This window comes from Paractinoplanes tereljensis, assembly GCF_016862435.1.
GTDB classification, from domain to species: Bacteria; Actinomycetota; Actinomycetes; order Mycobacteriales; family Micromonosporaceae; genus Actinoplanes; species Actinoplanes tereljensis.
Window position 1 is genome coordinate 76,366 of the sequence record NZ_BOMY01000042.1, and the last position, 21,845, is coordinate 98,210.

The following is a 21,845-nucleotide window of genomic DNA, read 5'->3' on the forward strand; positions in this document are numbered from 1 at the left end:
GGTCACAGCATCCGCCGAACCGCGCGCACGGCCCGGCCCGGCCGTTCCGGCTGCCACAGCTCGGGTTGCGGCTCACCGGCGTAGGCCGGGCTGCCGTCGTGCACGAGCGCCAGCAATCGCGGCTCGGCCAGCTCCGCCGCCGACCACTCGTAGACGGCCTGGATCCGGGGCGTGATCAAGCCGTAGTCGAGCATCCGGGCGATCCGCCCCTCGGCGGCCAGGTAGAACCCGACGTCCCGGGTCAGCGGGTAGACCTCCGGCAGCACCCGGGAGAGGTTCAGGAAGAACCCGGTCATGTGCACCCGCGGATCCCCCAGCGTCGGCGACACCGCCGCAAGCCGCCCAACGGCCAGCCGCGGCGCGGCGACGAGGGCGTGCGCGAACAGCACCCGGACGAGCGTGACGTTGAGGAAGAACCGCTCCGCCGCACTCTCCCGCCGGGCAAGCTCTTCGAACTCCAGGTAGGCGGCCACGATGCTGCGGTTGTGCGCGCGGTACCAGGTGCGCGCGGTAGGCCGGGCGACAAAGTCGTCCCAGAACCCGATGGCCGCCGACGAGGCGCTCCCCGGCCGCCCACCGGCCCGGCCCACCGCCTCGAGGCCATCCCGCAGCAGCCGCGCGTTGCAGGCCCGCCACCACCCGCTCCCGGTCTCCGCGGCGAGGACACCACGGCGCAGCTGCCACCGCATGAAGGCAAGCTCAGCCCGCCGAAACGGAAGATGCCGAGGCGCATACCCATCCGGCCCGCGATAGGTCCGCCCAGCAAGCTCAAACCGCGCCCGCGGATCATCCACCACCAGTTCAACCTGCCGCCGCGCCCATTCCAGGGCTGTAGCTTCCGCCATCGGCCCATTGAAGTACGTCCCCGCCCGCCAAGCTACGGGCAAAATCATTGCCAGAATGATCTTGGCGGATGGCCGACATCAAGGCGTTTCAGCGCCTCTGCCAGCGATAGCGCGGCACCCTGTAGACTCGGCTACACGTCGGTAATTCGGGGGCCAACATTGCCAAGTAACGTGCACGACGTCGCGGCAGCGGTGCTGGCTCAGGTCGGGCCGACGGAAGCCATGCGACTGCAAAAGCTGGTGTATTACAGCCAAGCGTGGCATCTAGCGCTCGTCGATGAACCGCTGTTCACCGAAGCCATAGAAGCGTGGCGCGACGGGCCGGTGACGGTGGCGCTCTGGGAGCGGCACCGCGGGCAGCGCACTGTCAGAAGCTGGCCGACCGGCGACCCGGAGAGGTTGAGCCTCACTGGCACAAAGGTTGTCGCGCTCGTGTGTCAGGTTTACGGAGAGTTGTCCGGGGACGACCTTTCCGAGTTGACGCACAACGAGCTTCCCTGGCGCGTAGCCAGGCAGGGCCTGCCGGATCACGAGCCGAGCAAGGCCCGCATTCAGGACGACGTGATGAAGCGGTTCTACCGGCGGCGTTCCTTGGCCGGCCGTAGCGTGGCCGACCTCGTGTCGGGCGGTCTCCACGGCCCCACCGACACCGAGATAGGTGCCGTCGAAAGGCGTCAGATCTTGGCTGACATCCGCGAGGACTTCCGCCGTAGTGCCCCTGACTACGACCCGGACACTCCCGAATCCACCGCCTCAGCGTTCAACGCGAGCTGCAATCATGCCCAGCCGCCGCGTGTTGCGGCCCGCATCGACCGGGAGCGCCCGCAGCGTGCCAGCACAGCTGAAAGAGGCTGAACCAGACCTCCATACGGTCGTTTTCGACGTCAACATCCTGCTGGACGTCGCCGAACTGCTCGGGCCGCCGTTCAGCTGGGACAAGTTCCGGGATACCGCAGCGCGTCACAGCATGAAGCCGGTGCCGAATCGCGCCGACAACCGCATCGACAGCTTGCGGGCCGTCGCGCTCACGACGACCGGCCGACTCGCCGGTCCCGAACCGCTCGAGGTGTGGACCTCGGACCACATCGACAAGCTGCTCGTCCACAAGGCCACCCAGCCTCGTGGTGGCGCGACTGCCGAAACCCGCGGCCTTGGATGGTCGGCTGCGGACGCCGACGGGCTCCTGCATGACTTCCTCTACGACCTCGTGTACGACATGACCGGCGGCGCCCGCATCGAGATTCAGGCCGTTGACGGCCACCCGCCCCTCGATCATGAGGACGCCTGCGTGTTTACCACCGCCCTGGCGGCGGCGGACGATGCGGCACCACCGTCGATCAAGTACTGCGTGACGCGGGATCGCGCGTTCCGAACAGCGGCCAGCCTCAACCCGAACGTGCTCGTCCTCTACCCGCACGAATTCATCACCCTGGTTCGCCGATCGCGCAACGCCCTTGTGGTGAAGCGGATGCGTCCGCCGTTCCCGCAGCCGTGAATGCCGGCGTCAGGACGCGGCCATGACGGCACTTATTCCGCAGTGGAAAGAGCGACCTGATCAGTCCGGCGGCGGTAGAGGACGTGCCAACCCGCCACCGCGAACAGGATTGCGGCCAAGGTCCAGCCGTCCAGTGGGCCGCCGAACGCGCCCAGCAGGAGCGCGGCCAGGACGGCGGGCAGGCCCCAGCCGGCCAGCCAGCTGAGCGACGCGCCGCCTCGGGCGCCCAGCAGGGTTACGGTCAGGAAGTAGAGGGCGGCGCCGCTGCACAGGACCCAGCGGTTGGCCGTTGGCACCGGCTCGCCGCCGTGGTCGGCCAGCACGCCTAGGCCGGCCGCGATCAGCACGATCGAGCCGGTCATCAAGTAGTGGGCGGGCATGGTCAGGCGCAGGGCGAACACCTGGGTGCCGTAGGTCGGGGCGCCGTGTGCGCCGTACCGCAGGGTCAGCCACCACAGGGCGACCAGCAGGCCGAAGCCGGCCACCAGCGTGGTCATCAGCGGGCGCTCCCAGTGCTCGACCTCGGCGGCGGCGTCGATCAGCTGCGCCACCGCCTCGCCCAGCACGATGATCACGAAGAGGCCGAGTCGCTCGCCTAGGTGCGGCCGGTCGGGGCGGGCCTCCTGCAACGGTGCCACGACCGGATCGGCGGGCGCCTCCCGGCCGGACAGGTGCAGGCGGTGCAGGATCCGGGTGCGGCTCTGGCGGTGGTGCCGGGTCTCCTCCCGCTCCCGCTGCTCGTCGGCCAGCAGCTGCTCCGGGTGCCGGGAGCGGACCACCGAGATCACCACGTCGAGCACGATGCCGGCCGCCCACAGGTAGTACCGCACCGGAGTTTCGAACCCGAGCGACGCGATCCACGGGATCACACCGGCCGCCTGCTGAACGCCCGGCCACTCGGTCATGATGCGGCTGGTGCGCTTCCAGGACCCGGCGGCCATCAGGCGGCAGTAGACGTACGCCAGGATGAACCAGGCCGGTTCGCCGCGCGCCACGTGCGGCACGGCCGCGGCCATGATGGCGATGCCGAACATGGCCAGCAGCATCGAGCGGACCCGGGTCAGGTCGCCGGAGACGTTGGCGTAGAGGGTGATCGACGTCCACACGCTCCACATCGCGTAGTAGCAGACGACGAAGAGAAACACCTCGTGCAGCCCCGGGCCGTCGTGCAGCAGACCGGCCAGCTGGGCCACCGCCACGACGATGACCAGGTCGAAGAAGAGCTCGAGCCAGGAGGCGTGACGCTCCTCGACGGTGGTTGGCGGCATGCGCAGGAACATAGCGCAGCGACTCGCCGCGAGGACGCCCGCCGCTCAGAGCATGCGGGAGCCGAGCTCGTCGCGGCAGTCGATGCCCAGCTTGCGGTAGATGCGGGTGAGGTGCTGCTCGACCGTGCTGCGGGTGATGTAGAGCAGGCCGCTGATCTCGCGGTTGGTGTAACCCTGCGACGCCAGCCGGGCCACCTTGCCCTCGGCCCGGGACAGCCGGGCCTCCCGGTCGCCGAGCTGGCGGACCGCCTCGGCCAGTTCGGCCCGCCAGGGCAGCAGGCCGGGCAGTTCGATCCCCCAGGACGTCAGGATGTCGCCGATCGCGCGGAAGTCGTCGGCCGCCGCCTGCGGCTCGCCGGTGGCCAGGTGGTGCCGGCCGCGAGCCCGCAGATGCAGCAGGCCGTACGGGCTTCGCATCAGGTCGGCCGGGAGCGGGGCGGCGAGCGCGGCGGCCACCTCGGCGTGCCGGCCGAGTTCGGTCAGCGCGATCAGCCGGATCGCCCGCGGCAACGCGACAAGCACGCTCCACCGGTCGTCGCCGATCGCCCCGATCGCCAGCCGGGCCAGGGTGGCGGCCCGGTGCGGATCGCCGTCGCGCAGGGCCGCCGTCGCCTGGGCCGCGTCCAGCAGCGATTGCCACGGGGGCAGCCCGCCGGCCGCGATCTGCCGGGCGAACGGCGGGTACCAGCTCTCGTCCTGGTCGAAGCGTTCCAGCGCCAGCAGGGTGAAAACGGCGATCTGGGCGGCCTCCAGGTCCTGTTCGCGCGGCACGATCCGGCGAAGTACCTCGACGGCGTCCGAGGCCGTTGACCCCAGGGCGGTCGCCCGGCTCAACCACGGACAGGCAGCGGCGACGAGTTCGGGACGCAGGGCGACGTCGGGAAGTGGCGGGGAGCCGGGGAAGACGTGCTGGAACCACAGCGCGCTGACCGCGCGCTGCACGTCTGCCTCGGGGTCGCCGCCGGACCGGGCCAGCAGGGCGCGGGCGTCGTCGGCGCGGGCCTGCCAGGTGGCCAGGCGGGCCAGCCGGGCGATCCGGTGTGGTGGGAGGTGGCCGTCGCGGGCGCCGGCCGACAGGGCGGTGAGCAGGTCGGCGGCCAGGGCCGGGTCGGACCACCACCGCACGTCCAGCAGGGCGGATCGGATCTCGGCTCGGGCCGGTGCGGCGGCCGACCAGTTCAGGGCCAGGCTCAGCCGGGCGGCGGCCTCGTCGAAGCGTCGCTCCCGGACCGCCTGCTCGGCCGCCTCGCGCAGCGCGCCGGTCGCCCAGGCCTCGGGCGCGGCCCCGGCGGCGAGCAGGTGCGCGGCCACCGCCGGAGCGGGGGCGGCGTCCTCGTACAGCACCTCGGCGGCCCGCATGTGCAGGCGGCCGAGGTGCGCGGTGCCGGCCAGCACCGCGGCCTCGATCCGGGAGCGCAGGAGGTGCCCGGGAGTGAGCAGGCCGGCCGCGAGGAGCTCGTCGAGCAGGTCGCCGACCCGGGACAGCGACATGCCGAGCACCCGGCTCAGCACGAACGGGTCGCCGTGTTCGCCGAGGACCGCGACGGCCTGGGCGAAGCGCGGGAGCTCGGCGCTGCCGTGCTCGCCGAGCACCTGGTGCACGGCCCGGTCGAACCCGGTTCCGTCCCGGGCCGCCTCCACGATCGCGGCGTTGCCCCCGATCGTGGGATAGGGGTCGCCGGGAAGTAGTTCGGACACCGCGGCGGCCGGCAGCGGGGGCAGTCCGAGTCGGCGGTAGGGCTCGCTGAGGCTCAGCGTCCGGGAAGCGGGATGCCAGGCGAAGACCACGATCGGCGATTCGGCGCCGGCCCGGCGGAACAGGTTCTCGACGAAGGTCCGGCATTCGAGCAGATTGGCGGCGTCGATGACGAGCGCGAGCGGGGAATGCCGGCTCAATCGCGTCAGCGTCGTCACCGGGTCGTCGTCGGCGGCGACCACGCGGCGCTCGGCCGCACGCCGCAGAATGGCCGGCTCGAAGGCCGCCGGGCCGGTCACCACGGTCACCCCGGGACCAGCCGGGCCCAGCACGGTGAACGGTTCCTGGGGAGTCGGCAGACAGGCACCGAGCAGTGCCAGCGGCCCCCCGTCGAGCTCGCTGAAGGATTCCAGGACAACCATCGGCAAAACCATATTGGTCATTGCCGGAACACCGTATGACGTATCGCACAAAGGCGTGTTCGCGACCGTTCACATTGAACAGAGCGATGACCGGAGGCGTCATTGTGTAATCCATTGTTAACGGGAGGCACCCCTATTTTCGGCGATCGGACATTGAGGGGTGGTGAATTCCCGGTCGACTATGGATGTATGGCCGGATGGTTGTCACCGGCAAGATTGGGGCCAAGGCGGCGAATCTCGCCGCGTTGAGCGGGTCCGGGGTGCGCATTCCGCAGTGGAGTGCGATCCCGAGCGAGGTGCTCGAGCGGCTGGTCGAGACCGACGGGACGGCCGAGCTCGTCGAGGTGGTGCGCGACGCGTACGCCGCGGCCGGCAACGGGCGGGTGGCCGTACGCTCCTCGGGCCTGGAAGAGGACGGCAGTAAGCACTCGTTCGCCGGGCAGTTCGACACCTTCCTCAACGTCGTCGGGCTCGACCAGGTCCTCGACCGGGTCAAGGCCTGCTGGGCCTCGGCCCACTCGGAGCGCTCGCGGCAGTACCGGCTGAGCAACGGTCTGCCGGAGAAGCCGGCCGGCATGGGCGTGCTCATCCAGCAGATGGTCCCGTCCGAGGTCAGCGGGGTGCTGTTCACCGCCGACCCGGTCACCGGCAGCCGCGGCACCTTCGTGGTCAGCGCGGTCTACGGCCTCGGCGAGGGCCTCGTCTCCGGCGCGGTCGACGCCGACACCGTGATCCTGGACGCCCGCAGCGGCGCGGTGCTGGAGACCGACCTCGGCGACAAGGCCGAGCGGTACGACTACGCGGCCGACGCCGGGGTCACGGTCACCGCGGTCCCGGAGGCCGAGCGGGCGGCGCTGTCGCTGGCCAAGGTGGACCTGGCCGAGCTGCACGCGGCCGGCCGGGCGATCGCCGCGGCGTTCGGCGCCCCGCAGGACATCGAGTGGGCGGTCGCCGACGGGCAGCTGTGGATCCTGCAGGCCCGGCCGATCACCACCGGCCAGGGCGAGCTGCGGATCTGGGACAACTCGAACATCGTGGAGAGCTTCCGGGGCGTCACCTCCCCGCTGACCTTCACCTTCGCGGCGATGGTCTACGGCGCGGTCTACGACAGCTTCGCCCGGTCGCTGCGGGTGCCCGACCAGCAGCTGCGGCAGATGCAGGAGTGGCTGCCGTCGCTGCTCGGCAGTTTCCACGGCCGGGTCTACTACAACCTGCTCAACTGGTACCGCCTGCAGCGGATCCCGCCGTTCTACGACATCAACCGGCGGTTGCTCGAGGTCGCGATGGGCGTCGACGAGGCGCTGCCGGACGAGATCGCCGAGACGCTCTACCCGTACGCCTTCGATTCGGGCTTTGAAGCGAAACGGGCCCGCCTGGTCACCACGACGACGTTCTTCTGGAAGTTCTTCCGGATGAGCCATGACGTCAAGCGGTTCACCGCCTACTTCTACGAGCAGTACGCGGTGTTCGACAAGCGGGACTACGCCGGGATGCCGGCCGACGAGGCGTACCGGGCGTTCCAGAAGCTGCACCGCGACCTGCTGCTGCGCTGGGGTCCGATGCAGATGCTCGACTCGACCATCCTGCTGTCGATGGGCGTGCTCACCGTGCTCGGCCAGAAATGGCTGCCGGCCGACGCCCCGCAGTGGCTCACCTGGGCGGCGGCCCGGCCGGGCGCCGACGTCGAATCGGCCGAGCCGGCCCGGGCGATGTCCGCCCTCGCCGAGATGGTGAAGGCCGACGACGAGCTGCGCCGGCTGATCGAACAGACGCCGCCGGCCGAGATCCCCGCCGCCATCAACAACCCGGAATTCGAGGCGGCGGTCGAGGCCTACGTCGCCGAGCACGGTTACCGCAGCCCGGACGAGCTCAAGCTCGAGGTGCCGGACCTGCGCGAGGACCCGGCCAGCCTGTATCTGATGCTCCGGGACGCCCTGCAGGCGCCGCCCGAGACGGCCGGCAACGACGCCGCCCAGGAATACCTCGACCAGCACCTGCGTGGCCCGAAGCGGTGGATCTACGAGCTGGTGCGGCGCAAGGCGGCCACCTCGCTGGCGCACCGGGAGCGGCTGCGGTTCTGCCGGACCCGGGCGTTCGGGTCGGCCAAGCAGATCCTCCGGGCGCTCGGCCGGCACCTGCACGCGGTCGGCGCGATCGACCGTTTCGAGGACGTCTTCCAGCTGCGGCTGGACGAGCTGAGCGGCGCGTACGAGGGCCGGATCGCGCACGACGAACTGCGCGACATAGTGGCGGTCCGGCGGCGCACCCAGGAACGGCAGCTGACCATGTCGGCGCCGCCGCGGTTCGAGACGCGCGGCGCGCCCTACTGGGAGGGCAACCTCGCCGGCTGGGCCGCCCAGCAAGAGCGGGAGGGCGTGACCGAGCTGCGCGGCACCCCGTCGGCGCCGGGCATCGTCACCGGCCGGGTGGTGGTGGCGGACCGGCCGCAGGACGTCAACGGCGGCATCCTGGTCGCCTACAGCACCGATCCGGGCTGGGTGGCGGCGCTGCCGTCGGCGGCCGGCCTGATCATCGAGCGCGGCAGCCCGCTGACCCACGTCGCGATCGTCGCCCGGGAGCTGGGCGTGCCGACCATCGTCAAGGTCAAGGGCGCCACCCGGGAGCTGCAGACCGGGATGCTGATCCGGATGGACGGCAGCACCGCGACCATCACGGTGCTGGAAACGGAATGAACATCCGTGACTGGCTGACCGATCCGCGCCCGGGCCGCGGGTTGCGGATCGCCACCGACGACGGGTGGGAGTCCTCTTCGTACGCCGAGCTGGCCCTCGCGGCCCGCCGGAGCGGCGCGGCGATGGTCGAGGCCGGCGCTCGCCCCGGCGACGTGGTCTGCCTGCTCATGCCGACCGGATATCCGCTGCTGTGCGCGTTCTTCGGCGCCTGGGCGGCCGGCCTGACCCCGTGCATGATCACGCCGCCGAGCTTCAGCAGCACCGCCGAGTACACCGCCCTGGTCGAGGCGATCGTGCGGGAAGCGAGCCCGGCGCTGGTGGTCACCGACGAGAAGAACGCTGCCCTGGTGGCGAATTCGCACGTCCACCGGGAAGCCGCCGAGCCGATCGAGGTGCGGCCGGTCGCCGACGACGACTTGGCGATCCTGCAGTTCACCTCGGGCTCGACCGGCACCCCGCGCGGCATTCCGGTCAGCTGGCGCAACCTCGCCGTCAACATCGAATGCTCGCGGGTCTGGTGCGACTGGCAGGACGGCGACTCGGGGGCCTCCTGGCTGCCGCTCTATCACGACATGGGCCTGATCGGGACGCTGCTGACGATCATCTGCAGCCAGGGTGACCTGTCGCTGATGCGGCCGGCCCAGTTCCTGCGTGACCCGGCCCGCTGGCTGGAGTGCATGACGACCGCGGCGGTGACCGCCGCGCCGCCGTTCGCCCTGGAGTACGCGGCCGACCGGATCCGGCCCGAGCGAATGACGGGCTGGGACTTCGCCGGGTGGCGGACCATGTTCGTCGGCGCCCAGACGATCGACCCGGCGGTGCTGGACAGGTTCGCGACGGCGTTCGCCCCGGCCGGCTTCAACCCGGCGGCGCTGCGCCCGGCGTACGGCATGGCGGAAACGACTCTCGGGGTGACCGGCACTCTGCCGGGCACCCGCCCACTCATCGTGCAGGTCGAACCGGACTCCCTGCGGTTCGGCCGGCCGGTGAAGATCGAGAGGCAGTTCCGGCTCGGCGACGCGCCGGTTCCGGGCCGCGGCGGCTGGTTCACCGGCTGCGGCGGCCCGGTGCTGGACACCGAGATCGGCATCGTCGACGAGGACGGCACCGCCCTGGCCGACGGCTACCTCGGCGAGATCGTGGTCAGCGGCACGACGGTGACCGGCTCCGAGGCGATCCACCGGACCGGCGACGCCGGCTTCCGGCACGACGGCGAGCTGTTCGTGCTCGGCCGGATGGGCGACAGCCTCAAGGTCAACGGCCGGATGGTCTACGTCGAGGACCTCGAGGCGGCGGTGGTCGAGGCGACCGGTCTGCCGGCCCAGCGCTGCGTGGTGGTCAGCGTGCCGGAGACCGACCGGCCCGGCGTCGCGGTGTTCGTCGAGGGCCGCCCCGGCGACTGGGAGGCCGCCGCGACCGCGGTGCTGCGGGCCCGGCTCGGCGCCGATGCCCGGCTGCGGTTCGTGCTCGGCCGGCCCGGCCTGATCAAGCGCACCACCAGCGGCAAACCCCGCCGCCGAGAGCTCTGGCAAGGATTGCAGGACGGCCGATGATTCTCACCGAAGAACAGATCCAGTCGCTGGCCGAGCAGACCCTGGCCCGGATCGACGCCCCCGACGACGCGGCCCTGCTGCTGGAGGGCTCGATCGCGGAGGGCTTCGGCAACTCCCGGTCCGACATCGACTTCCTGCTGATCGCCGATCAGGAGGCCGACATGCCGACCATGCCGACCATCTTCTTCATCGACGGCCGCCGGGTGGAGATCCGCACCCGCTCGGTCGGCCAGATCACCAAGCACCTCATCGAGGTGGCCGGCCACCGCGGCCGGGTCACCAGGATGGACGAACACCTGCTCAACCGGTGCCAGCGGTTCCTGCGCGGCCATCCGGTGCGACGCCCGGACCTGATCACCAAGGTCCGGGAGAACCTGTCCTACGACATGTTCGCCACCGTGATGACGAAGTGGTGGGCCGAGTACGCCCGCCAGTCCGTGCGGCACGCCGTCATGCTCGAATCGCTCGGCCAGCACGACCAGGCCGCCGTCTGGGCGCGGGCCGGATTGCAGCAGGCCGCGAAGAGCTGGGCGGCCCGCCACGGCGAGACCTACCTCGAACCGAAGTGGCTGTCCCTGCAGCTCGACCGGCTCGCGGAAAACCCCCTCGTCGCCCGCTACTGGCAGACCGAAGGCACCGCCGACATCATCCGGCTGGTCGCCGCGCTCGGCGTCACCGGCTGCGCCGACACCCCGGACCGGCTCGTGGTGGAACGCCCGCGCGAGGTGACCACCTGGCAGATCGGCGACCGGGTGCACCTGGTCCGCGACCGGCGGGACGTCTTCGTGCTGGGCGACACGGCCGCGCGGACCTGGCGCAGGGTGGTCTGGGGCCGCCCGCTGGCCGGCCTCGGCCCCGAGGGCGACCTGATCGCCACCTTCGTCCGCTACGGCCTGATCCGGGTGTCCTGGCGCGGGGCCGCCATCACCCCGCGGCTGCCGCTGGCCGCGCCGGCCGGCAGCGTCACCCCGGCCCCGGCGATGACCCTGCCGCTGCTGAGCATCGCCGGGGCGAAACCCGCGCACCCGCGCTCGATCGACCTGCTGCCGCTGCCCGCGCACCGGTTCGCCGCCGCCGCGATGGCCCTGGTCTGGGGCAACGTCATGGTCGAGAACGCGGTCGAGGACCTGCGCGGCGCCCTCGACCGGGAACAGTGGCGGGTCGCCGCGCTCGCCACCGCCCGGGCGGTCAACGGCGGCCTGCGGGCCCTGCTCTGCGCCTTCGGCGTGAGCCCGCTGCCCAGCGACCCGGAGCTGATCGGCGGCCTCGACATGCTGCCGGCCCCGCAGCCACGGATCGCCGAACTGGCCCGGCAACTGTCCCGGCCCGGCAGCCGCGGCGAAGAGCTGCCCGAGTTCATCGCCGCGGTGCGGGCGGCCTCCGGCGGCGACGCGTTCCCGTCCTCGTTCGACTCGGCCGACGGATGGCAGCGCACCTTGGACATCGGTTACGACTGGCTGCGCCTCGGCGCCTACCTCGACCAGCAGCTCCCCCTCGACGAGGCCCAGGACCTGCTCTCCAGCGGCGGCGCCCAACCACACACTTCAAGCGCAAAGGAGGCCGGATGAGCACCGAGGTATTCGCCGTGATCAACGCGATGGCACCGCAGAAGGCCGAGCAGATCGGCGCGGACACCCGGCTGCGCGACGAGCTGCTGTTCGACTCGCTGCGGCTGATCGAGTTGTCGATGGCGCTGGAGCAGCACTTCGGGCTGCCACCGCTGGACATGGGCGAGAGCGTGGACGTGGTCACCGCCGGCGACGTGCTCACCCTGGTGCAGCGGGAGCTGGGATGAAAATCCTGGTCACCGGCGCCGCCGGATTGGTCGGCGCCGAGGTCTGCGCCCGCCTGATCAAGAACAACCACCAGGTGTACGGGCTGGTCCACCACGTCCGCACGCTCACCGCCAACAGCGGCCGGCCGGTCACCGGCGTAGACCTGATCCCGGGCGACGTCACCCAGCCCCGGCTCGGCCTCGACGATGCGACCTGGCGCAAGCTCGCCGACGAGGTCGACCTGATCGTGCACTCGGCCGCGATCACCGACTTCGGCCGCCCGCGCGAGCTCTACCAGGCGGTCAACACCACCGGCACCGCCCACGTGCTGGAGCTCGCTGGTTTTAAAAACGCCCGGCTGATCCACGTGAGCACCGCCTACGTCTGCGGCGAGCAGGACGGCCGGATCCTGGAGACCTCCCTCGACGCCGGGCAGCGCTTCGGCAACCACTACGAGGAGAGCAAGTTCCAGGCCGAGCTGCTGGTCCGCAAGGCCGCCACCGAGGCCACCGTGATCCGGCCCAGCGTCGTGGTCGGCGCCGCCCGCACCGGCGTGGTCCGCGAGTTCAAGAACATCTACGTGGTCCTGAAGCTGCTCTCCGAGGGCCGGGTCACGTCCATTCCGGGCCACTTCGACGCGTGCGTCGACCTGGTGCCGGTCGACCACGTCGCCGCGCTGATCGCCGACGTCGTCGAGAAACCCGCCCCCGGGCAGACCCTGCACGCGGTCGGCTCGACCGTCTCGATGCGGCACCTCTCCGACGTACTCGCCGAATACCCGTCGTTCCGGGTCCCGCGCTACGTGGCCCCGGCGACCTTCTCGGCCGCCTCGCTCGGCGACCTGGAACGCGCCTACTGGGAGCGGATGCTGTCGCTGTACGAGAGCTATTTCCGCCGCCGGCAACACTTCGACGACACCCTCGCCGCCGGTTTCCGCAGCCACAAACGCCTTTCCAACGGGCCGGACCAGCTCCGGAAGATCGTCGACTACGCGGTCCGGGCCGGCTATCTCGGCTCCCCGCTGCCCGGCGTCGCCGAGGCCCTCGCCGGGGTCGGTGTGCGATGAGCTACGGGCCGCCGTTCCCGGCCGGGCTGACCCACGACCCGGACAAGCGCCGCTACTTCGGCACCGACAGCTACTTCCTGGAGTCCTACGACCAGCTGGCCGAGCTCACCGGCGACGCCGCCGGGTTCGCCGCCGGGCACGCGCTGCTGCTGCTCAAGCCGGACGCGATCGCGTCCCGGTCGGTCGGCCCGGTGCTCGACTGGGCGCGCACGTCCGGCTTCCGGATCGTCGCGGCCGTCCGGTTCCGGATGACCCGCGGTGCGGTCCGCGCGATGTGGCACTACCAGCTCAACCGGGCCACCCCCGCGCGCAGCCGGCTGGCCGACGCGCTGTGCCAGGCCTCCGACTCGATGGTGCTGCTGCTCAGCGCCCCCGAGGACGACCGGGTGCCGGCGTCGGTGTCGCTCAGCGACCGCAAGGGGCCGGCCGATCCGGCCCGGCGTCGGCCTGGCCAGCTGCGTTACCGGCTCGGCGACTTCGGCTTCCTGCTCAACCTGGTGCACGCCTCCGACGAGCCCGCCGACGTGCTGCGCGAGCTCGGCATCCTGCTGGACGCCGACGAACGCCGCCGGCTGGTCGGCCAGGCCCTACCTGGCCTCGACCGGCAGGATGCCGCGACCGCGCTCGCCGATCAGCTCTACGCCGAGATTCCGGCGCAGGACCTGCGCTTCGCGCCGGCCGCAACCCGATTGGCCGCGGCCGCCGACGCACTTGAGCTTCCTTCGGGCGTACGGGCGGAGCTGCGTGCCTGCCTCGACGCGGCCGACTGGGGTGCCCTGGTCGAACTGATCTGGCGGGCCGGCCTGCCCCTCGCCGGCTGGGACCTCACGATCGTCGGCTGCGGTTCGCTGCCGCTGTCCCGGCCCGAGTTCAGCCAGCTGCTGCGCGGCTCCGATCTGGCCCGGTGGCGGGAACCGGCGCAGGTCGGCACCTCGTGACCACCACGATGATGGCCCGGGGCACCGGATTCGTGAGTGCGGTCTTCGACCCGCGGGTGCACGTGACCTACGCGGTGCTGTGGACCGGGGCCTACGAGGCGCTCGTCGCCGGGCACGACTGGCGGCCCACCGCCGGCACCGCGCTGCGGGCCGCGACCCTGCTGGCCATGTTGCTCTACCTGCGGCTGATCGACGAACGCAAGGACGAGTCCTACGACCGGGTGCACAACCCGGACCGGCCGCTGGTGACCGGGCTGGTCACCGCGGCCGGACTGCGCCGGGCCGGGCGGGTCGTGGTCGCCGTCGTGCTGGCCGCCAACGTGCTCTACGCGCCCTGGTCGGCGGTGGTGGCGGTGGCCTTCTTCGGTTACGCGGCGCTGCTGACCCCGCTGGAACGGCGCTTTCCGGTGCTGCGGGACCGGCCGCTGGTCAACATCGCCGTGGTCTATCCCGTACAGCTGCTGATCGGGGTCTACCTGGCGGTTTCGGCCGGCTCCCCCGCCGTACGCCCGGTGCTGGTCTTCGCCTTTGCCTTTCTGCATTTCGAATTCGCCCGCAAAACCGTGCGGGAGGTGGCGCCGGGCTCGCGGATGTACTCGGCCACCGCGCTCGGGCCGGCCGGCAGCGCGCTCGTCGCTCTCGGCTGCGCCGTCGCGGCCTGCGCTCTCACCGGACTGCTCTGGCCGTACGCCGTCCTGGTCATTCCGATCGCGGCGGCCGCCGCGTTTCTCGGCGGGCGGGTCCCGGCCTGGCCGAAGCCCGCCGCGATGCTGTTTCTGATCGTGCTGTACGCCGGTCTGATCGTCGCCGGGGCGGTCTGATGGAGATCGGCGTGGTTCTTCCGCAGGGTGAGCTGCACGGCGGGCCCGGCGCGCTGCGGGATTTCGCGCAGGCCGTGCAGGAGCTGGGCTTCCGGCATCTGCTGGCCTACGACCATGTCCTCGGCGCCGATCCGGCCGGGCATCCCGGTTGGTCCGGACCGTACGATGTGGACAGTCCGTTCCATGAGCCGCTGACGCTGTTCGCCTACCTGGCCGGGGTTTGCGACCTGGGCCTGGTCACCGGGGTGCTGGTGCTGCCGCAGCGGCAGACCGCCCTGGTCGCGAAGCAGGCGGCCGAGGTCGATCTGCTGTCCGAGGGTCGGCTGACGCTGGGTGTGGGGCTCGGCTGGAACGCGGTCGAGTACGCCGCGCTGGGGCAGCCGATGCGGCGGCGGGGTGCCCGGCTGGAGGAGCAGATCGCCCTGCTGCGGGCCCTGTGGACCCAGCGGTCGGTGACTGGCTCTTCCGCGGATGAGCTCTTTGAAGCGGCCGGCATCAATCCCCTGCCCGGGCGGTCGATCCCGATCTGGATCGGTGGCACCTCCGACGCGGCCTACCGGCGGGCCGGGCGGATCGGCGATGGCTGGCTGCCCCGGGTTTCGCCCGGTCCTGCTCTTGCCGCCGCCAAGATCATCGTCGCCGAGGCCGCTTCCTCGGCGGGCCGCGAGCCCGGCGCGATCGGCATGCACGGCCGAATCCGCGTCGCTGATGGCTCCGTGGCTCTTGCGGCCGGGCGATGGCGGGCCGCCGGCGCCACCCACCTGGCTGTCAGCACGCTCGGGGCCGGCTTCACCGCGCTGCACGAACACCTGCGGGCCCTGACTGGCGTCTTGGAAGGAATAGTCGATGAGAACTGACACCACCGTCGAACCGTCGTCCATCCATCGCCGGCACACCGAGACGGTGTTCCTGACCGACGTCCAGCCCGACGGCGACGGCGGCTTCGTGGCGGCCGCGATCCTGCCCGACGACCACGCCTACTACGCCGCGCACACCGCACCGGCCAACCGGCGGCTCGACCCGATGCTGGTGCTCGAAGCCTGCCGGCAGGCCCACAACTACCTGGCCCACACGTACTTCGGGGTCGAGGCCGGCGCGGCCTTCATCCTGAACTCGTTCGCGCTGCGGCTGGCCCCCGACGCACACACCCAGCTGCCGGCGACCGGGACCGGCCTGCTGACCATGACGCTGCCGCCGCCGGAGCCGCAGCTGCTCGGCCGCCGCACCCGCGGCCTCACCCCGTCGTTCCACCTGTCGATCGCCGGCACCCCGATCGGCGAGTCGAGCATGACGGTCGGCTACGTCTCGGCCCCGGCCTACCGCGCCCTGCGCACCCGGCACCGCACCGGCCCGCTGATCACCTCGGACGACCTGCCGCCCGGCGACCGCACCGGCGCCGTCGCACCCGCGCGGGTCGGCCGGATCCGCGCGGCCGACGTCCTGCTGGCCGACCTGGCCGGCGACCGGGCCCGGTTGCTGGTCCCGGTCGAGCACACCGGACTCTTCGACCACCCGCTCGACCACATCCCGGGGACGCTGTTCATCGAGGCGGCCCGGCAGCTCGCCACCGCGCTCAGCGCCGAGCCCCGGGCGGCCACCATGACGAGCATGAGCGCGACCTTCCACGCCTTCGCCGAGCTGGACGCGCCGGTCGAGCTCACCGCCACCGGCCAGGTGGTCACCGCGACCCAGGGCGGCATCCCGGTGGCGACGATCGCCGTCTCAGCCGGATAGTCCGTCGATGCCGAGGACCCGGTCGAGAAGCCGCAGCCGGAAGGCCGCGCTGAGCGCACCGAACCAGAGGATCACCGCCATGTTCACCAGCAGGAAGATCGGCCCGGCCGGGGCGATCAACCCGAAGTAGGACCAGAGCGCCGGCACCAGCAGCACCGCCGAGAAGACCACGAACAGGGCGGCCACCAGCACCGCCGGCCGCCGGTCCGGGGTGGGCGCGGTCCAGGCCGCGAAGAACCGGGTCGGCGGGGCCAGGAACAGGATCAGCACGAACGAGACGAAGCAGAAGAACGTCGACAGGCCGGTCTGCGCGGCGATGGTGGCCGAGGCGGTGGTGAAGTCGGTGCCCGACTCGTACTTCAGGCCGGTGTAGGTCTCGAATTCGGCGATCACCGCGGCCGGGGTGCGCCCGGACCCGAAGCCCAGCACGATCGCCTCGTAGATGGTGGCGTAGATCGCGGTGCCGAAGGTCGCGGTGACGATCGAGGCCGGGATGACGAAGCGGGCCAGGTTCCCCAGCAGATTCCGGTCGGTCGGCACCGGCTTCGCCCACATGGTCAGGAAGAACGTCGGCACGCCCACGGTGAACAGGGTCAGGCCGACCTGGGTCGGCGAGTACGGAAAGCCCAGTCCGAGCAGGGTCACCGACAGGATGACCAGGCCCTGGCTCACCACCCGGGCCAGGAAGATGTACAGCGACATCCCGATGCCGCTGATGATCCGGCGGCCCTCGCGCTGCGCCGGCGGCAGCGCCGCGAACGAGTCGTTGACCAGCACGATGTCGGCGACGTCCCGGGTCACCGCGCTCCCGCTGCGCATGGCCACGCCGACCTGGGCCCGCTTGAGCGCCCGGGCGTCGTTGACGCCGTCGCCGATCATCGCGACGTAGCGGCCCTGCCGCCGCAGCGACCCGACGATGCGTTCCTTGTGCTCCGGCGCGACCCGGCCGAACACCGAGGTGCGGGCGACCACCGCATCCAGCGCCGGATCGTCGAGATCGTCCAGGTCGGCCCCCGCCACCGGCTCGGCCACGTCCAGGCCGGCGTTTTTCACGCCGGCCCGCGCAGCGATGGCCGCGACCGTGCGGGGGTCGTCGCCGGAGAGCACCTTGAGCTCCACGCCGTCGGCACGCAGTCGCGCGACGGTCTCCACCACGTCGTCGCGCAGTTCGTCGGCCAGCGCGACCAGCCCGACCGGGATCAGCGCGGGCAGCTGCGCGCGCCCGTCGGCGTCGCGCAGCGCGGCACCCGGTTCCGCGCCGCGAGCCAACAGCAAAACCCGAAGACCTCTGCGGGTACGGTCGGTGATCTCCTCGGCCGGCACCGGGCAACCCAGCGCGTCCGGCGCACCGAGCACCCAGGTGCCCTCCTCGGTGACCAGGCCGGACCACCGCAGCGAGGAGGCGAACGGCACCTCGTCCCGGACCTTCCACTCCTCCCCCGGAAGGGCCGAGGCCAGGGCGGAGGCGGTGAGGTTGGGAATGGTGACGTTGCAGGCGAAGCAGCCGAGGATCGACGCCGGATCGCCCTCTTCGAGCGGGACGATCTCCTCGAGGGTGAGCCGGCCGGTGGTGAGGGTGCCGGTCTTGTCGGTGCAGACCACGTCGACGTTGCTGACCGATTCGACGGCGTTGACCTGCTGCACCAGCGCGCCGTGCTTGGCGATCCGGGCCGCGCCGGCCGCGTAGGCGACCGCGATCAGGAAGAACAGGCCGTACGGCACCAGCCCGGAGAGCACCGCGGTGATCTGCACGACCCGCAGCAGGCTGAAGCCCTCGATGCCGGCCTGGCCCAGGATGGCACCGCTCATCAGCACGGTCAGCGCCATCACCAGCCGGACCAGGAACTCGATCCGGCGCTGCAGCGGGGTCTTGTCGGTGCTGGCCCGCCGCGCCTCGGCGGTGAGCCGGCCGGCGTAACTGTGCGCGCCGACGTCCCGGGCCAGCTGGTGCCCGTCGCCGGCCACGCAGTGGCTGCCCGACCGCAGCTCGTCGCCGGGCTGCTTGACCACCGGATCGGACTCGCCGGTCAGCAGCGACTCGTCGGCCTCCAGCCCGCCGTCGACAAGCGGCCCGTCCACCACGATCTGCTCGCCCGGCCGGATCCGCAGCAGGTCGCCGCGGACCACCCGATCGGCCGGCAGCTCGATCTCCCGGTCGTCCCGCACGACCAGGACACCGGCCCGGTCCAGCAGTTGCAGGCCGTCCAGCTTGCGTTTGGCCCGGATCTCCTGGGCCGCGCTGATCACCGCGTTGATCAGGCCGAGGCCGACGCTGACCAGGGCGTCGCTGTACCGCCCGAGGACCAGCAGGACCACGCCGATCGCGAACAAAATGATATTGAAGAACGAGAAGACGTTGGTACGCAGGATGTCGGCGTACCCGCGCGAGCCACCCTTGACCGCCGTGTTGGCCTCGCCGTTACGTCGCCGCGTCTCGGCTTCCGCCTCGGTCAGCCCGACGATTAGCTCCGCCCCCTTAAAACCACCAAGTAACGATATATGCGTACTCATCCGGCCGACCACGGGTCGACCGGAGTGGGCAGGTCGTAGGCGATCGGGCGCGGCGTCGGCGGCCGCAGGCCGACGCGGCGCAGTTCCAGGGCCGCCAGGCCCTCGATGGCGGCCGGGTCGCCCAGTCGCCACCCGGCGGCGACGTCGGGGTGGGTCCGGGCCAGCCGGGTGACCGACTGCCGGGCCAGCGCCCGCAGCGCCAGCAGGTCCAGGCCGGCGTCGCTGCCGCGCATCTCGACCGAGGCCGCAGTGCGCCGGATCCGGCGGATCCGCAGCGGCAGCCAGACGAACAGGACCAGCCCCAGCGGCACCACCAGCAACAGGGTGGGCAGGGTGTACGCCGCGTCGTGCGCCCATTGCTGCTGCTGACGACCGGCCTCGGCGATGCTTTGCGCCGTGCCGGCCGCGCGGGTCAGCGGCGCGGTGACGTCCCCGCCGATGAGCGGGACGTGGCCGATCGCCTTACCGGCCGCGTCCAGGTTGACGGCGAGCGAGCCGGCCAGCCGCTCCAGCTGCGCACCGGGCGTCGCCAGCATGTCGACCAGCCCGTGCAGCCAGACCGCCGCCCGGATCCACAGATAGACCCAGACCACGGTGACCAGATCGCCGGCCACCTGACGAAGGACCGCCGCCGGGCGCTCCGGATAGATTTTCAACACCCCGGCGACGATGCCGGACCACCGCCCCACGCACATCGCCCAAGCGCGGTCATCGCGGCTACCGCAGCCGCGGTACCCCTTACGCCCCCGGCCGGCTGAGCAGGAACCGGGCGCGCGCCACCGCCGGGCCGACCTCGGCCGGGTCCACCGCGGTGGCGATTACTCCGTAGATCATCCGGTGGGCCAGCAGGACGTCGTCCGCGGTGAAGCGGGCGTCGATCAGGCCGGCTGCCTGGGCACGCGGCAGGGTGTCCTGGATCAGGGTCTGCAGGCGGGTGCCGCCGGTGTAGTCCGGCATGGTGCGCCGGGCGTCCACCGCCATCTCCACGAACGCGGCCGACTCCACGGTCAGCTGGATCGTGCGCTCCCACAGCTTGCCGAACGCGTCCGCGCCCGGGTCGGCGGCGATCGCCTCCAGCTGGGCGAAGTTCTCCTCGAAGACCGTGAAGGCCAGGTCGAGCCGGGTCGGGAAGTGCCGGTAGAGCACGCCCTGGCCGACGCCGGCGTCCTTGGCGATCGCGCTGAGCGGCACGTGGTAGCCGCGCTCGGTGAACAGCCGGCGGGCCGAGTCGAGGATCGCCTGCCGGTTTTCCGAGGCCGCGGCCGGACCCCTGTTGACGCGACCGCCCGAGCTGGTCATGCTTGCACCGTAGCAACCGGACAACATTGTCCGGTTACCGGGAGGAGGCCCCTATGTCGGAGCACACCTATGACGTCGTTGTCGTCGGCAGCGGCGGGGCCGGCTTCGCCACCGCGCTCGGCGCCGTCGACGCCGGGCTGAGCGTGCTGATCCTGGAGAGCAGCGCCAAGTGGGGCGGCAGCACCGCGATGTCCGGCGGCGGCATGTGGATGCCGGACAACCCGCTGATGCGCCGGGCCGGCGTCGGCGACTCCCGGGCCGAGGCCCTCACCTACCTCGACGCGACGGTCGGCGACCCCGGGCGCTCCACCTCCCGCGAGCGCAAGGAAGCCTTCGTCGACGGCATCGAGGACTTCGTGACCACCGCCGAGAAGTACGGCATGGTCTTCGCCCGCTCCACCGACTACCCCGACTACTACCCGGAGCGGCCGGGCGGCAAGATCGGCCGGGCGATCGAGGTGAAGCCACTCAACTCGAAGGTCATCGGCGACTGGTGGAAGACCATCAGCGCACCGGCCGGCATGCCGATCAAGACCGACGACGTGTGGCTGCTCGGCCGGGCCTGGTCCACCCCGGCCGGGTTCGTCCGCGGCGCCCAGTTCGTGTTCCGCGCGCTCGGCGGCGTCGTCAAGGGCCAGCGGCTGGTCGGGATCGGCGCCGGGCTGGCCACCTCGTTCCTGCACGCCCTGGTGATCAAGCACAAGGTGCCGCTGTGGCTCAACTCCCCTCTTGAAGAGCTCGTCGTCGAGGACGGCCGGGTCACCGGGGTCCGGATCACCCGCGACGGCCGGCCGGTCACCGTGCACGCCACTAAGGGCGTGATGCTGGCCGGCGGCGGGTTCGACCACAACGCCGAGTGGCGGCGCAAGTTCCACGGCATCGACGGCGCCCCGTCCGGCAACCCGGCCAACCTGGGCCGCCCGATCGAGCTGGCCCAGCTGGCCGGCGCCGCGGTCGAGCTGATGGACGACGCCTGGTGGGGTGCGTCGGTCGCGGCCACCCCCGGCCACGACCCGGCATTCATCGTCGGCGAGCGCTCCCTGCCGTACTCGATCATCGTGGACGCCCGGGGTGACCGGTTCGCCAACGAGTCGGAGTCGTACGTCGATCTCGGGCACCACATGCTCGACCACGACAAGGACGGCCCGTACTGGATGATCGCCGACGTCCGGCACGCCCGCCGCTACCTGCGCACGTTCGCCCTGGACCCGAAGAACAACAAGGCGATGCGCGAAGCCGGGATCATGGCGAAGGCCGGCACCCTGGACGAGCTGGCCGGGAAGATCGGCGTCGATCCGGCCCGGCTGCGCGCCACCGCCGCGAAGTTCAACGGCTTCGCCCGCTCCGGCGTCGACGGCGACTTCGGCCGCGGCAACTCCGCCTACGACCGCTACTACGGCGACCCGACCGTGCACCCCAACCCCTGCCTCGGCCCGCTGGAGAAGGGCCCGTTCACGGCGTACCAGGTGGTTATCGGCGACCTCGGCACCAAGGGCGGCGTGCTCACCGACCCGGACGGCCGCGCCCTGCGCGAGGACGGCACGGTGATCGACGGCCTGTACGCCGCCGGCAACAACTCCGCCTCGGTGATGGGCCGCACCTACCCCGGCCCGGGCTCGACGATCGGCCCCGCCGTGGTCTTCGGCTTGCGCGCCGCCCGGCACATGGCTCGCCTACGGTGAATGCGGTATCCCCACTGACCGCGAAGGGCTGACGACAGGGCGCGGTT

The 21,845-nt window shown here is 71.6% G+C and carries 18 protein-coding genes; 12 read left to right on the forward strand and 6 right to left on the reverse strand.

Going from position 1 to position 21,845, the window contains the following annotated elements:
- Positions 1-2: 2 nt before the first annotated feature.
- Positions 3-689, reverse strand: a complete 687-nt coding sequence (locus tag Ate02nite_RS32725; protein WP_203811737.1) for a hypothetical protein — start codon at positions 687-689, stop codon at positions 3-5.
- 327 nt (positions 690-1,016) lie between these two features.
- On the opposite strand from Ate02nite_RS32725, the gene Ate02nite_RS32730 reads away from it, so the two are divergent.
- Entirely contained in the window at positions 1,017-1,700 is a 684-nt protein-coding gene (locus Ate02nite_RS32730) for a Panacea domain-containing protein (protein WP_203811738.1), read from the forward strand.
- A complete protein-coding gene (locus tag Ate02nite_RS32735; protein ID WP_203811739.1) occupies positions 1,675-2,340 on the forward strand; it encodes a hypothetical protein in 666 nt (221 codons plus the stop codon). The genes Ate02nite_RS32730 and Ate02nite_RS32735 overlap by 26 nt, the downstream gene beginning before the upstream one ends.
- Positions 2,341-2,372: 32 nt before the next feature.
- Here the strand turns inward: Ate02nite_RS32735 and Ate02nite_RS32740 are convergent, their stop codons facing one another.
- Positions 2,373-3,608: a low temperature requirement protein A gene (locus Ate02nite_RS32740; protein WP_203811740.1), complete on the reverse strand. Its 1,236-nt coding sequence runs from the start codon at positions 3,606-3,608 to the stop codon at positions 2,373-2,375.
- Between the two features lie 45 nt (positions 3,609-3,653).
- Positions 3,654-5,726: a helix-turn-helix transcriptional regulator gene (locus Ate02nite_RS32745; protein ID WP_203811741.1), complete on the reverse strand. Its 2,073-nt coding sequence runs from the start codon at positions 5,724-5,726 to the stop codon at positions 3,654-3,656.
- 197 nt (positions 5,727-5,923) lie between these two features.
- On the opposite strand from Ate02nite_RS32745, the gene Ate02nite_RS32750 reads away from it, so the two are divergent.
- Genes Ate02nite_RS32750 through Ate02nite_RS32790 form a run of 9 tightly spaced genes read left to right on the forward strand, consistent with a single transcriptional unit; the run spans position 5,924 to position 16,306 of the window.
- Positions 5,924-8,419 (forward strand): phosphoenolpyruvate synthase, encoded by a 2,496-nt coding sequence (locus Ate02nite_RS32750; RefSeq protein ID WP_203811742.1) that lies wholly within the window; start codon positions 5,924-5,926, stop codon positions 8,417-8,419.
- Positions 8,416-9,972: an AMP-binding protein gene (locus tag Ate02nite_RS32755; protein ID WP_203811743.1), complete on the forward strand. Its 1,557-nt coding sequence runs from the start codon at positions 8,416-8,418 to the stop codon at positions 9,970-9,972. The genes Ate02nite_RS32750 and Ate02nite_RS32755 overlap by 4 nt, the downstream gene beginning before the upstream one ends.
- A complete protein-coding gene (locus Ate02nite_RS32760; RefSeq protein ID WP_203811744.1) occupies positions 9,969-11,540 on the forward strand; it encodes a hypothetical protein in 1,572 nt (523 codons plus the stop codon). The genes Ate02nite_RS32755 and Ate02nite_RS32760 overlap by 4 nt, the downstream gene beginning before the upstream one ends.
- Positions 11,537-11,767 carry an acyl carrier protein gene (locus Ate02nite_RS32765; RefSeq protein ID WP_203811745.1) on the forward strand — a complete coding sequence of 77 codons (231 nt, stop codon included), beginning with the start codon at positions 11,537-11,539 and terminating at the stop codon, positions 11,765-11,767. The genes Ate02nite_RS32760 and Ate02nite_RS32765 overlap by 4 nt, the downstream gene beginning before the upstream one ends.
- Positions 11,764-12,813 carry an SDR family oxidoreductase gene (locus tag Ate02nite_RS32770; RefSeq protein WP_203811746.1) on the forward strand — a complete coding sequence of 350 codons (1,050 nt, stop codon included), beginning with the start codon at positions 11,764-11,766 and terminating at the stop codon, positions 12,811-12,813. The genes Ate02nite_RS32765 and Ate02nite_RS32770 overlap by 4 nt, the downstream gene beginning before the upstream one ends.
- Positions 12,810-13,751 carry a nucleoside-diphosphate kinase gene (locus Ate02nite_RS32775; RefSeq protein WP_203811747.1) on the forward strand — a complete coding sequence of 314 codons (942 nt, stop codon included), beginning with the start codon at positions 12,810-12,812 and terminating at the stop codon, positions 13,749-13,751. The genes Ate02nite_RS32770 and Ate02nite_RS32775 overlap by 4 nt, the downstream gene beginning before the upstream one ends.
- Positions 13,752-13,759: 8 nt before the next feature.
- On the forward strand, positions 13,760-14,572 hold the full coding sequence (locus tag Ate02nite_RS32780; protein WP_203811933.1) for a hypothetical protein: 813 nt from the start codon (positions 13,760-13,762) through the stop codon (positions 14,570-14,572).
- Entirely contained in the window at positions 14,572-15,429 is an 858-nt protein-coding gene (locus tag Ate02nite_RS32785; RefSeq protein ID WP_203811748.1) for an LLM class F420-dependent oxidoreductase, read from the forward strand. Before Ate02nite_RS32780 ends, Ate02nite_RS32785 begins: the two co-directional genes overlap by 1 nt.
- Positions 15,419-16,306: an AfsA-related hotdog domain-containing protein gene (locus Ate02nite_RS32790; RefSeq protein ID WP_203811749.1), complete on the forward strand. Its 888-nt coding sequence runs from the start codon at positions 15,419-15,421 to the stop codon at positions 16,304-16,306. Before Ate02nite_RS32785 ends, Ate02nite_RS32790 begins: the two co-directional genes overlap by 11 nt.
- On the opposite strand, the gene Ate02nite_RS32795 is transcribed toward Ate02nite_RS32790, so the two are convergent.
- From Ate02nite_RS32795 to Ate02nite_RS32805, 3 genes are all read right to left on the reverse strand, one after another.
- On the reverse strand, positions 16,295-18,817 hold the full coding sequence (locus Ate02nite_RS32795; RefSeq protein ID WP_203811750.1) for an HAD-IC family P-type ATPase: 2,523 nt from the start codon (positions 18,815-18,817) through the stop codon (positions 16,295-16,297). The two genes, Ate02nite_RS32790 and Ate02nite_RS32795, sit on opposite strands and share 12 nt — an antisense overlap.
- Entirely contained in the window at positions 18,814-19,476 is a 663-nt protein-coding gene (locus Ate02nite_RS32800) for a hypothetical protein (RefSeq protein WP_203811751.1), read from the reverse strand. The genes Ate02nite_RS32795 and Ate02nite_RS32800 overlap by 4 nt, the downstream gene beginning before the upstream one ends.
- A gap of 79 nt (positions 19,477-19,555) precedes the next feature.
- Entirely contained in the window at positions 19,556-20,116 is a 561-nt protein-coding gene (locus Ate02nite_RS32805; protein WP_203811752.1) for a TetR/AcrR family transcriptional regulator, read from the reverse strand.
- A gap of 53 nt (positions 20,117-20,169) precedes the next feature.
- Between Ate02nite_RS32805 and Ate02nite_RS32810 the strand changes: the two genes are divergently transcribed.
- On the forward strand, positions 20,170-21,798 hold the full coding sequence (locus Ate02nite_RS32810; protein WP_203811753.1) for an FAD-binding protein: 1,629 nt from the start codon (positions 20,170-20,172) through the stop codon (positions 21,796-21,798).
- The last annotated feature ends 47 nt before the right edge of the window (positions 21,799-21,845 follow it).

What these genes read in the sequence shown, in the direction of transcription:
- Ate02nite_RS32740 (WP_203811740.1), bottom strand. Translation starts at nt 3,608, where the DNA reads ATGCCGCCAACCACCGTCGAGGAGCGTCACGCCTCCTGGCTCGAGCTC.
- Ate02nite_RS32785 (WP_203811748.1), top strand. Translation starts at nt 14,572, where the DNA reads ATGGAGATCGGCGTGGTTCTTCCGCAGGGTGAGCTGCACGGCGGGCCC.
- Ate02nite_RS32750 (WP_203811742.1), top strand. Translation starts at nt 5,924, where the DNA reads ATGGTTGTCACCGGCAAGATTGGGGCCAAGGCGGCGAATCTCGCCGCG.
- Ate02nite_RS32765 (WP_203811745.1), top strand. Translation starts at nt 11,537, where the DNA reads ATGAGCACCGAGGTATTCGCCGTGATCAACGCGATGGCACCGCAGAAG.
- Ate02nite_RS32760 (WP_203811744.1), top strand. Translation starts at nt 9,969, where the DNA reads ATGATTCTCACCGAAGAACAGATCCAGTCGCTGGCCGAGCAGACCCTG.
- Ate02nite_RS32775 (WP_203811747.1), top strand. Translation starts at nt 12,810, where the DNA reads ATGAGCTACGGGCCGCCGTTCCCGGCCGGGCTGACCCACGACCCGGAC.
- Ate02nite_RS32810 (WP_203811753.1), top strand. Translation starts at nt 20,170, where the DNA reads ATGTCGGAGCACACCTATGACGTCGTTGTCGTCGGCAGCGGCGGGGCC.
- Ate02nite_RS32790 (WP_203811749.1), top strand. Translation starts at nt 15,419, where the DNA reads ATGAGAACTGACACCACCGTCGAACCGTCGTCCATCCATCGCCGGCAC.
- Ate02nite_RS32780 (WP_203811933.1), top strand. Translation starts at nt 13,760, where the DNA reads ATGATGGCCCGGGGCACCGGATTCGTGAGTGCGGTCTTCGACCCGCGG.
- Ate02nite_RS32805 (WP_203811752.1), bottom strand. Translation starts at nt 20,116, where the DNA reads ATGACCAGCTCGGGCGGTCGCGTCAACAGGGGTCCGGCCGCGGCCTCG.
- Ate02nite_RS32795 (WP_203811750.1), bottom strand. Translation starts at nt 18,817, where the DNA reads ATGAGTACGCATATATCGTTACTTGGTGGTTTTAAGGGGGCGGAGCTA.
- Ate02nite_RS32725 (WP_203811737.1), bottom strand. Translation starts at nt 689, where the DNA reads ATGCGGTGGCAGCTGCGCCGTGGTGTCCTCGCCGCGGAGACCGGGAGC.
- Ate02nite_RS32755 (WP_203811743.1), top strand. Translation starts at nt 8,416, where the DNA reads ATGAACATCCGTGACTGGCTGACCGATCCGCGCCCGGGCCGCGGGTTG.
- Ate02nite_RS32770 (WP_203811746.1), top strand. Translation starts at nt 11,764, where the DNA reads ATGAAAATCCTGGTCACCGGCGCCGCCGGATTGGTCGGCGCCGAGGTC.
- Ate02nite_RS32745 (WP_203811741.1), bottom strand. Translation starts at nt 5,726, where the DNA reads ATGGTTGTCCTGGAATCCTTCAGCGAGCTCGACGGGGGGCCGCTGGCA.